12 protein-coding genes are annotated in these 13,026 nt (G+C 46.1%); all 12 read right to left on the reverse strand.

Annotated elements, in window-relative coordinates:
- Window positions 1–86: 86 nt before the first annotated feature.
- Window positions 87–470: a YhjD family protein gene (locus tag BLQ82_RS30900; RefSeq protein WP_157243736.1), complete on the reverse strand. Its 384-nt coding sequence runs from the start codon at window positions 468–470 to the stop codon at window positions 87–89.
- 7 nt (window positions 471–477) lie between these two features.
- The gene (locus BLQ82_RS30905; RefSeq protein ID WP_062519381.1) at window positions 478–1,197 is read right to left on the reverse strand and encodes a S1C family serine protease; all 720 of its coding nucleotides are present in this window, start codon (window positions 1,195–1,197) and stop codon (window positions 478–480) included.
- 36 nt (window positions 1,198–1,233) lie between these two features.
- Window positions 1,234–1,584: a phage holin gene (locus BLQ82_RS30910; protein WP_062519383.1), complete on the reverse strand. Its 351-nt coding sequence runs from the start codon at window positions 1,582–1,584 to the stop codon at window positions 1,234–1,236.
- A gap of 2 nt (window positions 1,585–1,586) precedes the next feature.
- Complete coding sequence (locus BLQ82_RS30915) at window positions 1,587–2,798, reverse strand: N-acetylmuramoyl-L-alanine amidase family protein (RefSeq protein WP_062519385.1); 1,212 nt, start codon at window positions 2,796–2,798, stop codon at window positions 1,587–1,589.
- 129 nt (window positions 2,799–2,927) lie between these two features.
- Window positions 2,928–7,055, reverse strand: coding sequence for an LPD38 domain-containing protein (locus BLQ82_RS30920; protein WP_062519387.1), 4,128 nt, complete (start codon window positions 7,053–7,055; stop codon window positions 2,928–2,930).
- A 12-nt stretch (window positions 7,056–7,067) separates the two neighbouring features.
- The gene (locus BLQ82_RS33295; protein ID WP_082722515.1) at window positions 7,068–7,457 is read right to left on the reverse strand and encodes an aggregation-promoting factor C-terminal-like domain-containing protein; all 390 of its coding nucleotides are present in this window, start codon (window positions 7,455–7,457) and stop codon (window positions 7,068–7,070) included.
- On the reverse strand, window positions 7,454–8,998 hold the full coding sequence (locus BLQ82_RS30930; protein WP_062519389.1) for an aspartyl-phosphate phosphatase Spo0E family protein: 1,545 nt from the start codon (window positions 8,996–8,998) through the stop codon (window positions 7,454–7,456). Before BLQ82_RS30930 ends, BLQ82_RS33295 begins: the two co-directional genes overlap by 4 nt.
- 280 nt (window positions 8,999–9,278) lie before the next feature.
- Window positions 9,279–9,362: a putative holin-like toxin gene (locus BLQ82_RS33300; protein WP_425287531.1), complete on the reverse strand. Its 84-nt coding sequence runs from the start codon at window positions 9,360–9,362 to the stop codon at window positions 9,279–9,281.
- Window positions 9,363–9,676: 314 nt separating this feature from the next.
- Complete coding sequence (locus tag BLQ82_RS30940; RefSeq protein ID WP_062519392.1) at window positions 9,677–10,189, reverse strand: hypothetical protein; 513 nt, start codon at window positions 10,187–10,189, stop codon at window positions 9,677–9,679.
- A gap of 55 nt (window positions 10,190–10,244) precedes the next feature.
- A complete protein-coding gene (locus BLQ82_RS30945; RefSeq protein WP_062519394.1) occupies window positions 10,245–10,952 on the reverse strand; it encodes a hypothetical protein in 708 nt (235 codons plus the stop codon).
- Between the two features lie 12 nt (window positions 10,953–10,964).
- Complete coding sequence (locus BLQ82_RS30950; RefSeq protein ID WP_062519397.1) at window positions 10,965–12,368, reverse strand: hypothetical protein; 1,404 nt, start codon at window positions 12,366–12,368, stop codon at window positions 10,965–10,967.
- The gene (locus BLQ82_RS30955; RefSeq protein WP_062519399.1) at window positions 12,365–12,925 is read right to left on the reverse strand and encodes a phage adaptor protein; all 561 of its coding nucleotides are present in this window, start codon (window positions 12,923–12,925) and stop codon (window positions 12,365–12,367) included. The genes BLQ82_RS30950 and BLQ82_RS30955 overlap by 4 nt, the downstream gene beginning before the upstream one ends.
- Between the last annotated feature and the right edge of the window lie 101 nt (window positions 12,926–13,026).

A 13,026-nucleotide genomic window follows, 5' to 3' on the forward strand; every position in this document is an offset into this window, starting at 1 on the left:
TAACCGTAGATGTTAATTTACACACGATATTGCATGTTTCTTCATTATAAATACAAATAAACCTCGGGAATTAGTCCGAGGTTTTCTCATTTCAGATAATCATTCAATACACTTCCATAATCAGCGGTGTATTGGGTGAGCCTCAGACTGATTTCCGTCTTCATGACATCGCGGGTCATGCCAAAGCGCTCCTGATAGCCACGGTAATAGATCATATTATAGATGATAAAATCGTCGTTCTTATCTTCAACCACTTTGACATTCCGCTGCTTCAATTCTTGACGTAAACGATATATATCCTGCATGATCCGTTTTTGTATGTATTGTCCGGCCATTAGGTACGTCTTTGCTAAGACGTTGCCTGACAGTTCCGTTTCTCTCATGCTGTTGCTGACCATCGTGTCTATGTATGGTAGCAAGATCAGGTCCCGGACCATTGTTCTTTCTTCCATTGTAAGTAGATTGTTCATTTTGCCTTCATCCATTGTGATCCTCCGGTACTTTACGTTTATCTGTATTATATCCAAACGGATGTTCTTTAGAAACCAGGAATGATTTTATGTCGCTCAGTGGAACCGCAAAAGAATGTCCCACGTTCGCAGCTCTCACAATGCCCACCAGTTCCCCACGATCATTGATCAAAGGCCCGCCACTGTTACCCTGTTTTACCTCTGCATCCGTCATGATGGCTGTGTATGACTCACCTGTGGTCATTGTGGCGGGTTGATCTACCTTTTGTATGGTGCCCTCAGCAAAACTCCAGGATGGCAGTCCTGCGGGCTGGCCTACAGTCATGATAGATTCCCCTGCGTATGGCTCTATGTCAGATAGCACAAATCCTTTGGAGTTACTATTGATGTGCAGGAGCGCCAAGTCCAGTTTCAAGCTTGAGGTTATCAGCATGGCGCTATATCGTTGCTTGTCGTAAGTATTTATGACTATTTCTGTATGTGCGCTAGAAATAACATGTTCGTTGGTAAGGATATACCCATCGTCCAGCAGTGTACCGGTGCCTGTGCTGGTGATTTCTGATGTGGTCGCCCATGGGTAACGGTGTTCGTTGATTAGGACGATTTGTACAGTTTTGCTACGTGCTGATTCTAACTCTGATTGAAAAGTATGTGGTTCATTATATTTGTAGGCGTATGCTGGTGATGCCGATAAAAGAAAAAATATAATCACTAGTAGTTTTTTCATAGGTTCCTCCTATAAGTGAAATAAAAAAAGCCCCCGTTAGGAAGCTTTTTTGTAATCCAACACTGCCTTTTCTATAGCTGACTTTATTTCCTCTGGCGCTACTTGGATTCCAGCCTTATCAAGCATCTTGGAGGCATAGTTGTAAGCCTCACTTAATTTTGTATGTCCACCTAATGAATTGAATTCTTTTTCCGCAAATGCATAGGCTTCGGTCGCAATCTTGTGAATCAACTCACGCTCTGCCAGAGACGTTTTACTATCGATCCATAGTTTCACTCTCTTTTGCAACAAGGCCAGCATAGAAAGGACGATAGTTGCTAATATGCCCACAACAGCGACAGCAACTGTAGCCACCTGCGGTTGTACTTGATCCCATATTTCTTTCATGATTAACCCTCCTTAGGTATGATTAAGACTCGTTTTGGGTTGGTCGCATCCGGCTCCATAAATACACTACGGACCATCCCCAAGCTCATGAGGTCTACTGAACGGATATAGCTCGTATTGTCAAAAATCTTTGTCTCCACTGGTGTACTGTTGATATGCACTGTTTTATCCTGAAAATACCACGTCATAAACCCTAGAGCAGATAACGTCATTTTAGCCGGAACCCAACTCCGACCATCAATGATGATTCCGGGCGTACTCAGATTTAGATCACCTATACAGACCGTTACTGGTTGTGTTACTCCAACAGTGGTGTTATAAGGTACACCGAGGTACTCACAGGCTGCGCGGGCCACAGCTTCGGCATAGCGCGGGATGAAGTCTGGTGACACCAGTATCACTTCCTCTGCTGGATTGCTGAGAAAGCCCGGCTCTGCCAGCGCTGCGGCCATCTTAGTTTCTCGGGTAACAGCGAGGTTGAGTTTATTTATGCCGCGATCCTTGAATCCGGTAGCCTGAACAAGATGCTTCTGTAGGATTGTCGCCAGCTTAACACTATCTCCTGTGCGGGTATATTCCGTTTCCGTTCCAGTTGATTCAGGCTTGAAACTGTTCACGTGGATGGATATAAACGCTTCTGCCTTCATCTTATTTGCCATTTTTGCTCGGTCACTGAGTTGAACAAAAACATCAGTTTCTCGGGTAAGGGTGAATCTTATTCGCGGATTATCTTTCAGTAGTTCCTTTACCTTTAGGCCAACCGCCAAATTGATGTCCTTTTCTTTGACTCCGGTTACACTGATTGCGCCTGTGTCGTGACCTCCATGTCCTGGATCGCCTAAAACGTCATATATCTTTTCCGTCATCAGGTGCCGCCTTTCCGGGTCTATGCCCTCCTGTGATAATGTCGATGATGTAGTTAAGTTCCTCGCTTCCGACTTCTCGGATAACGTCGAACGCCCATATTCTCTTACGGGGATGTACGGTTCTCCGCCAAGCTTTACGATCTGCTTTCCCACATACTTTCGCCACTCTTCGCTTTCCTCCTTAAACAAAGGGAAATGGTTCTGCAAGAACTTGCGAAACATCTTCATGCCCGAACGCTTGCCAAACAGGTAAAATAGGTAGAACAAAAGGGCCTCCCATTTGAGGCCCTCCATGTTCTTTATTATGAAGTAAGTCAGGTCATACAGCGTCTCTAGTATGCTCCACATGTTCCACCACCTTGTATAGCAGCATGTCCTTTACTTCAGGGCCAAACAAGCCTTCGATGAATTGTAGGGTGAAATCTGTCACAGGACTATTGAAATATTCTGATTCGTCGTATTGGATGAAGTTTTTCATTATTTTTTGTCCTTCAAGCTTTGTGTGATACGCTGGATCATCTCATTACGGCGTTTGATAAGTGGTTCAATCTTCAACTGCTTTTGCTTGGCAGACAATTGACCACGTTCTATCGCTTTAATCCTCTTGTTGATGTCACTTACTGCATCCGATACATTATTGATGCGGTCCAGTTGACCTTGATTTTTAAATGGTACCTTGTTCAGTTTGGCAGATGCTTTCTCCTTGGTCAGTTCGTCTTTCTTCATATAAAACTTATCCATGGCCTTGCCGCCTTGATTCGGATCCACCAGGAATGATCGGGTAAACGGCGCCTGCTCAATGGACTTGGCTGGCTTTGTTGTGCGCTCATAGACTCCTGTTTTATCCAAGATCAGGTCCACAACGTCCGTGGCGTATTTACCAACACCAGCGGTCAATCCCTGTAGTGTATTGTCGATCACTCGCGGTGAACTGAAGTTCTTGAATGTACCTTTACCACCAGTAAGCTTCTCTACGCCACCCGCAATGATCCTAGCAGATGTCGTAGTGCGAACCGGGTCATACTGGTCAGAGAATTCTAATCCTTGCTCAGAACGTGGAATGATAGGACCTTCTTTAAAGAAAGAATAATTTGAGTATCCTTCATAAAGTGGGAGCAATCCAGAAATTTGTGTTGGCAATGAAGAATCTTTCAATGCTCGCCGTGCAAATCCATCAAACGCTGCAGAGTCCTTGTTAAACACAAAGTCCAGTGCCTTTTCCGGCAGATTAGCAAATACTGCTGCCAAATCAAATGGCTTTGGAATACGAGCCACAGTATCTGTACCCGGAACAGCCAGTAACCAGAAGGAGTCCTTCATCCAATCTGGAGCATTAGCAATAGTATCCTTTTGTGTCTTATTTGCAAACTCGCGATTAGCGATAAAGATACCTATTGTTGGTGCTGTAACAGAAACAAATCCACGAGACACAACGCCTAAGGGATCATTTTTAATTGCTCTTATAAGTTTTGATTTACCTTGAACATTAGCATTAAAAAATGAAACAACACGGTTTAGAGGCCTCACACTAGCTCCACCGCGGGCAAAATCCATCAAATCACGGGACCGGTACGCTGCCTCTTGCTTGCTGGCGCCAGAACGCAGTGCTGCTCGGTACTCCCCGACCTTGGTCGCTGATTCCGTTGTGTCTGAAATGGCTCTCAATAGTCCAATCAGTGACTTACCGTTAACCAAATTGACAAATTTTTTCGAATTCGGCTGCTTCAGAACCGTTTCCAAGGCTTTTCTGTGAAGATTTCTATCCATAGAAAGCGTATTTCCGTAAGCTCCCAGGTTATCAATCCACTCTTTGTACAATGGACCTTTCGTGATGGTCTGGATCAACCCGGCGCCAAAGTCGGTAATAGGATTGAATCCACTTTCCGAGACAACGAAAGCATTGTTGATATCACGAATTGGGTTGCGCAATGCAAACTCTGGTGTCAGAGTGGCGCCAGCTCTTAGCAAGCTTGCTGGTTTGGAAAGGATGTTTATCAACGTATTACTGGACTCTTTGTCCAGGTTCATCAGTGCCTTGTATACCTCAGGCTGAACCTCATACCGGACTTCCTTGCCATCTACCTTAACCTTGACTACGTTTTTCTCTCCTACTTGCTCGGCATTGGTGAGTTTGCGGAAGAATGTACCGTTTCCATCCAGTTCAGCAAGCTTTGGTATCTGCCGGGCCACATTATTACGTTCGGCAGCATTTACGCTTTGAAAGATGTTCTTCACCATATTTTCCAGTGGTGCGATAACCTTTCGCTCTGACCCCTGCAATGCCTTAATCGGGCTGGTTACGTTGGCGAGAGCACTCGATAACCCGCCGCCGAATCCCACCTTTTCGTTATCCATTTCACGGAACAGTGGGATATAGTTCTTCCAGCGTTCGCCCAGCACGTCATACAGTTCCTTCGATACCACGCCACTGTCTACCAGTTCCTTTAGCATATCGCGGTTTACTTTCACAAGCTCTTGCTGTGCTGCTTTCATTTCGGGTGAATCCAGTTCATCGATGATTGATTTAATCTCCTGATTGGTGTAACCAGACTTATATCCCGCGGCGTTTACATCTCTTGCATGCATCGCAAGCACATAATCTTCTAAGTCTTCAGCAGTCTTACCCATGCTCTCTACTTTGCTGATTACAGGGCCAAGTCTATCTTGTACAATACGGCTTGCTCTTTCCGGCGCACCCTTGAAGAGTCTAGCAGACTTATATAGGCTGTCTTCTGCGCTGGCTAGTTTTCCCCCACGCACGTTCTTTTCTACCGTCTCAAGGGCTGCTAGATCGTCTGTGGTTTGTGTACGCCACTTCTGCCACCGTTCGGAAAATGGCGTTGACTTCTTTGAAACGTTACGGCTTATTTTCTCTCTGAATGATGCTGAATCGCCTTCGGGTTTAGCATTGAACTCAGCGGCGGCCTTCCCTTCATCGCTTGCCAATCGTTCCTGGCGCCGTAGTTCCTCTCGACTCATGCGCAGGATCTTCTCTGCGTGTGGACGGACAGCCTCGCCAAACTCCTTTACCAGTTCTTCCGTGAAATTTGCAGCTTTGATGGTGCCCTTTCCAAGCTTAGAAGCCATAATAACCGCATAGTCAGCCCATTCTGGTAACGGGTTGGAGTTCAGGTTGCCTCTACGCTTTGCCAACCGTTCTCTAGCAGCCTTCTCTGCCTCGTCAAGGTAGGTGTAAACCTTATCCCGTACGTTTGGATGGTTGACGGCTTGAATCGCTTCCTCGACTTCCTGAACCTCTGTTTTAACCGGTGTTTTGATTGGTTCTGGTTCAGCAATTGGCTTAGGCTCTGGCGCCGGGGTAGACTTCAAAGTTGCTTCAGCTTCCTTAGAAGACTGCATGGCATAGTCAATATCATCTTGTGTCCATTCGGATACGGGCTTACTTAGGATTTCACGGTCCCGAGCGCTGAGATTTTCATCAACCACAGGTTTTTTGGTTTCTGGTGCAGTTGCAATAGGCTCTGGCGCCTCAGTAATCGGTTCCTGTACAGTTCTAACCGGCTGCATACTTGGTGTCGTATCAATAGGTGCTGAAGGTGTTTCTGCCGCCACAGGAGCTTCTGGCGTTCCTGACTTTCTTGCTGCGCGTACATCGGCGAACTTCTCAAACCCCGAGCGCACAGCGCCTCCCGCAGCGCCCAGGCCTAACCCAAATCCTCCACCGATCAAAGCATTACGCAGAATATCCTTATTACTATCCTGTTGGTTCATTAGACCAGCAGCTACGTTCTGGGCTGTTCCTGCCAATCCTTCTGTCAGCCCTCCTCGTACGATATTGTTAGCCGTTGATGGGCTTACCTTCGGGATTACCTTAGAAATTGCATTGGTCGCCTTCATTGCAGCACCTGTGTTCATTAACTTTCCAGCTGCCTCATATGGCGCCGCATTTGGCCCCAACCCTACCGGGGCACCAGTCGGAGTAATGAATGGCGTGACTAAATTATTGATGACATTTGATACTTTGTCAGCCGTGGCGTTACCCGTAGAGTCGCGTTGGGTTACACCAGAGTTACCCGCGAAGGAGTTGGAAATAAAACGGCCCACGGGGTTACCGAAGGCCAGATAGTTTAGTGCACTGGGTACTGTTTTAAGGACGTCCGGCATGTTTGTTTCGTCAATCGCTTTTTGCCGGATATCGTATTCTGTGACTGGTTTAACCGGAGCAGCTGGACCTCCGCCAGTTTGATTCAGTACACTTGCTGCCGGTAGGCGCCCTTGCAGTTGAGTCTGCAAAGACGTCACCGGAATGTTCAGTGCTGACGGCGCTGGGAGTTTACCTTGAAACGCCTCAATTTGCTTTTGCTTAGCTTGATCTGCCTTGAAGTCAATTGGCTTCATCGGCTCCGGTGTAGTGTTAAATCCCTGCACCTGTGGTCCTTTTCCTACACTAGCAAGTGTGCTATCTAATAAAGTTTTTCCTCTGGCGTTATCTTCTGCGGTTGTGTCAATAATCTGGCGATTTCGCACGGCTGAAAACTTACTTTCTGATTCTTGCTCTGTTTGAGGGTTATATGTGCGATTTAAGACGCGTTGTTTTGCATCCTCTCCCCGTTTTCGATTGCGTACTGCATCAAATGTGGACATTAGGTCAACTCCTTAGTACCACTTATTTTTGTCCCAAAATTGAAGGGCTTTGTAAGGATCTCCATACCGGTCTATTACATACTGAAGTCCTTTACTGGCTTGCTGGTATGGATCTGACCAGTCTACGCTGTTACCACCATAATTTTTACGAGTGCCATTCAAAAACTGGAATAATCCCGCAGCCGTAGATTTAGGATTTTTGGCATTGGGATTAAAACTGCTCTCCCGAGCAACCAATTCTTCGAGTGGTTTCTGCCATTCTGCGGGCTTACCTGCCGCTCTTAAGGATTGAGATATGGCCGAAGATGCGATTTCATAATTCTTCGGATTTGATTTTGCATCCGCCGATGCTTTGTAGTAATTTTTGTAAGCCCCACTAGCACTAGCCGTGGGGCTACTCAGTTTCCCGAGTAGCTTTTTAAAAGTGAATCAATCTCCTTTTTAGACATACCAAGCGATAACAAAATTTGATTGGTTTCTGCATCGCTCAGGCCGTAATCAATCACAGTTTCAAACATTTCTTTTCTCTTGGCAGAGTCGGTTGTGACTTTTGTTTTACCTGTATCCTTTGGAACTTCGTTTCCATTTGTGTCATATTCAGTACCGTTGTAAATAGGTTCGGAATACATCGACTTCACGCTCTCTAGTACTTGACTAGGCGTTAATCCGCTGGACTTTGTTGATCCAGGTTGAGACTGTTCATAATCCAACTGCGCCCACGCCCGGGCATTATCGTCCTGAGACAATCCCAACTGAGCCTGTTGATACGCTGCTTGATTCTGTTCAGATAGATTGCGAAGTGCATAATCCAGTCCACCCTGTTCTTTGTCATAATCAAACTTGGCTTGCCATTGCTTATCTGCGATTGCATCACGGGCTTTAGAATATGCGAGTTGTTCCAGCTGATAGTTCTGATTAAACTGCGTATTCTGTTGATTCGCTGTAAGTGGTGCGTTAGGATTTTTCGCTCGATCATAAAGCAGATTGTAATCATTTGCTGGTTTTACTACTCTTCCAGTCATATTTGATACTGCCATAGCTGCATCTAGGTTAGCGTTTTTGACTGATTGGTCTTGTGCCTGTCCAGCCAATGTACGGATGCCCGGATTGTTTGCACTGGCTTGTGCTGCTGTCTTATCGGCACCGTAGAAGCTTGGATCAATGCCCAGCGCCTTCAGCTGCGCCCGGATGGCATCGGCTTCTGTGCTAAGCTGTGCGCGCGCATCCTTGGTTATTCCCTTTGTCTCTGCCTGTGTTTTCAGTCCAAGCAGGTTCTGTATTGCTTGCTTCGCCTCTGCGGGTAGGTAGTTACCGGTTACCTGTGCCTCTGTGATCGGGTTGTTAAAGTCCTGCTGGTTGTAGTCCTGGTACAGGTTACGCTGGTTGCCTATGTTGTCCTGGTACTGCTGGTAGGCCTGCTGTGCATAGATTGGTAGGACGTTATTGGCAATGTTCTCCGCGCTCTGGTTGGCGAGTTGGTTTGCTACGGTTTCGGAATAAGATGACTTCCCTTGGCCCGTTGCCCGTAATTGTGCGTTTGTGTTCTTCTGGTTCACGCTGAGATTCTGCTGTGCCGCCCGGAGTGCTGCTTGATAAGCCGGGTCTGTATCAGCATTGTACGTAAATGGCGTGTTCACAAGATTGGACTGTGCTGACAAGGCTTGCTCTGTACGCGGCTGTGTAGTTGCTGATACCATCGTCTGCGCGGCGGTCCGTGCTGCTGTTGGCACCGATGGCACTGACGTTACACCGCTTCTCACGTTGTTGGCTGCTTTGATGGCTGCTGGTGGTAGACCCGTAGCCTGTGGCGGCTTAGGCGTTTTCATAGCGCCAGGTAATGCAGCTATCGCACCCGCAGGCATCATAGGCTTCTGTGCGGATTGATTGGTTTTGTAGGTGCCTACTGCTTTTTTCCAAGCTTCCGAGTTGAATATACTGGACATGCTAACCCTCCTTTTGAATGCAAAAAGGACCCCAATTGGAGTCCTCTGTCCGTTCTATTGTGTTAACTTAAGCTTATCATGCGTGGGCAATACTTTTTGATTATTTTTGTATCACGTTAATTAAAGTGTGGCAATTATATTGCCGCATAAAATTGGTTATGCTAAGATAAACTAAAGAAGGAGCCGTGCGCTAACACGACTCCCATGTACAATCCGCTATAAGAGCGGTTGGCTTTCGGAGTTTGGTCAGAAGTAGACCGCTATCCTTGGACGGGGCGGTCTACTTTTTTTTGTTGAAGGATAAAATCAACACAACCAAAGCCGCAAATGAAATCATCAGCGTCAGTGCTTGGTATACCTCCATTGGCCTCACCTCCCTTCCGGGAGATTAGCCGACCGCCCTTATGCCATTGTACTGGTATATTATATCAGACCGTGCCTTTGTCGGGTATGGTCTTTTTGATATGCTCAAAGTTGAGCTGACCTATTTTTGTATCTTAGTCCAACCTAGCGACTCATCAAATATTTCAGTATCTCCGGTAATGAAGTTAATCCTCATCGGCACCTGCATTTCATATTCGTTCTCATACTTCATGTATTTATACGGTGTTGGGTAGATCAGAAATGCAAACGCAGCAATAAGAATCAACCCACTGACGACGATGATAGCAGCCTTTTTCATTGAGATTGCAGTTGGGCAAGATTGGCTTCAATGTCTTTAACAGATTGCTCATATTGAGATAGTTGTTCTTCATATCTACTTATAATATTTGCGTAATCTGCTTTTTCCTTGTCTGTAGTAACCTTATCTGCCTCTATTTTTTTTGCAGCAATGAAATCTTTTGTTTCTTGCACTTTTTTGTTTGCATTAACCAGCGCGTTTTTAAGTCCCTCTATTTTTTCAAGTCTATACTTTTCTTTTACTGCTGCTGTATCCAACTTTGCACCTTCTTTCAAAACAACTTTTTTACCATCATTCACAACTTCAAAACCAGCAGCTTCACCAAGATCCCTTACTGGTGCATAGTTTTTCCCTTCAACAACAACGGTATTTAAAGTTTCTCCATTAACCTCTACTGTATATTGTGCCTGTACTGTTTTTCCAATCAGGTTTTGAATATCATCTGCAAATGCTGTGGCAGATAGAGTGAAAATAGCACCAGCAATAAACCCGGCTACTTGTTTTTTCATGAGTTACTCCTTTGTGTACCAATTTTCTCCAATATACCACAGCGTATTCAGATTATTAAAGCCCTCCAGCCTCTAATCTATCAAATATTTCTGTTAAATCTTGCTGAAGCGTTCTATCAGTATCGTTGTTGTATAATTTATTCCAGTTCGCAAAGTTAACTGTTCCAGTAACGTTCATATCCAAATTACCACCAGATACATTAATAATAAGGCCTCCGATACCAAGTAACTCCATAACTCCCGTTACATCATTCAGCCCTCCTCTTTCTGCGCCTGCGAAAACCCATTTTAGCGCTGGTGTACCTGCATAGTTAGGGTCAATAGCCATGTAATGGTCAGCACTTGATTTCGCTGTTAACAGATTACCTTCTGAGTCCATTTCAATTCGCGGAAATGCATTCACTAAACTTTGTAATAGAAATTTTGTCAGGACCACAAATCCAGACTCGTAAACTCTGAATGCTGCTTGATCACGATCGGCATCACCCGCCCAAATTCGTAAATCATCTACAGTCGGATCTGGGTCGCGTTTGCTGGACAATCCTACAGCCTTATCCTTGGATGCAAGGTCCGTTTGGTTAACGGTGTAACCAGCTATTTCTCGCACGTTTGCGCTGGATATATACCCGTTAATGATCGAATCAATGTCCTGAAAGCTCCGGGCTATCTTGTTTATATTATCCTTAAGATACTTTTTCACTTCTTCTAGGTCATTAAAATTCGGCGGGTTGTTAAATGATGGTGCTGTGTCCCATAGTCCCATGATAAACCTCCTTTAGAATAGCGAGAGCTGCCGTACTTGGCGCACAAGCTCGTGAATTTTAGCCGGTCCAGTACCAGATATCTTAACTCTGACGGTGTTTTCGAGAACCACACTGCGAACCGGGATGATAATCCGCTCCACTTTTGCACCTGATCCGGACACCGTATGCACCAGATTGAAGTCGTTACCGTCCTTTGTAGTGGAAAGGTAAATATTTATCGTTGTCCCTACCGGAATTTCTGCGTACAGCCACAATTTCAGCCACCGCTGACGCTGCGACATCACAGGGTTAGTAAATGGCTTAGTGATGAAATACCAGCTTACTGGAGTTCCTGCGTCCGTTGTGGTGTCGTTCATTTTTAGAACTCTGCCGTTCGTGTCACCAATATATAGTTGCTTGCCGACCAATGCATACTGTTCCGGGCGTGGTATATCCAGCATCGACCATGCGGTTAGAAAGTTGTCATATACTAGCGTCCGGCCAGTCCCAAGGGTAAAGTATAGTTTTTCGCCGTCTGTGCCTGCCGTACTGTCCGAATTGATACCACTGTAAAAGGTCTTGATGATCTCGCTGAAAGACTTATCTGGGTTAGCTGACGCGGCGTACTCATATATCCCGTTAGTATGCATGAACCGCATAGTGCCCTCTTGGGTAACCACCGCACTATTATTAGCCACTCCCTCGTCTTCCGTTACCTTACGGACGTTGAAATCAGAGGGTACATTGCCAAACAGCAAGTGTACTGACGATGGCATTCCGATGGTTAAACGATACAGGCCGCCCGAAAGCATGTTGATGTTCTCCCCGGCTGTAGATTCCATGTCCTTTGCGTAGGAGTCTTCGTCTGTACCTTCGAATAAGCTCCACTGCCCCGGCTGATCCAACGCACAAGCGTGTAATTCCTTGCCTACAGCCAGCCACAGACGGTTGGAATAGGTAGTGATGTAGTTTCCTCCGGTCGGCGCTCCTGAGAGGTTCTGTACGGTGCTGCCATCGTACCGTTTTACCGGGTCCACTCCGTTTGATGCAATCAGGTTCACATCGTCAAGATTTCCCTGGTAGTTCGTCCAGTGCCAGCGTGCGGAAGTGTTCAGGCCGGATGCCAGCGTATCCCATGTGCTGCCATTCCAGCGTCTCCAGGTTCCATCGTTGAACACTCCGTGCAGCTGCGTTCCTTTCCAGACCATCAAGCCTAGCACCTTAGTGCCGAACGTACCTAAAACAGAATACCCAGCCCTCACTGAGAGAGCCGGGTAATCGTCGTTTGTCATATTGGACATGTCGGTTAGGTGCGAATCAGAGATGCTGTACGGATCGTACGTATTAATCCCCTGCCACTGCCGGATACTAATTGGCTCCTGAATGCCCGGAAGTGGTCCGCGCGGCTCTGGAATATCGTATTGAATTAGCTTCATGTCACAGCACTTCCCGTATAGTTTTGCGCAGCTTTGTTCCATGCTGCTTTATACTGAGTTTCGTACATAGTTGACTTTCCAGCGTCGTCCATAGCATTTGCCAAGAATGAAGCCAGCCCGATGTAATAGCTGTAGTGGTACTCTTCTGGAGCGTCTGGAACCGCCGTAAGCACGCTTGATGTGAATGCAGTTGTTGCTATCCTGGAGTAACGTAAAACGCCCTGCAAGCCGCTGGAATACGGCGCAGGACGCAAGGTAAGTATATGGGTGCTGTCATCAAAGGTGTATGTGTTCTGTAGTGGGTTCGTTATGCCCGGGATCAACTCATGGTACTTGATGATGCCCACCATCACAAGGTCGATGTTCTTTAGCCGCACCTCGGTGGATATGGTGTATGCGGATTCGTCCTTTATAGGTGTAAGTGGCAGCACTCGCGGGATCTTCACCACGTTGAAAAAGTCTTGGTTGAGCGCGTTCAGTACGACAATCTTGTCAGCTAGTGGGACTTCATTCGGCACTAGCAAATCTGCCTCATTGATAATAGATTGTAAGTCCAAGTCGTTCCCTCCTCACTCGCACAATTCAAAACTAAAGCGTACAGCCTCCGCAGTTATTGCTAGTCCATCCATACGTTTGATTAAAAACTTTGCATTATCGT

This window comes from Paenibacillus jilunlii (genome assembly GCF_900102965.1).
Lineage (GTDB): Bacteria > Bacillota > Bacilli > Paenibacillales > Paenibacillaceae > Paenibacillus_AQ > Paenibacillus_AQ jilunlii.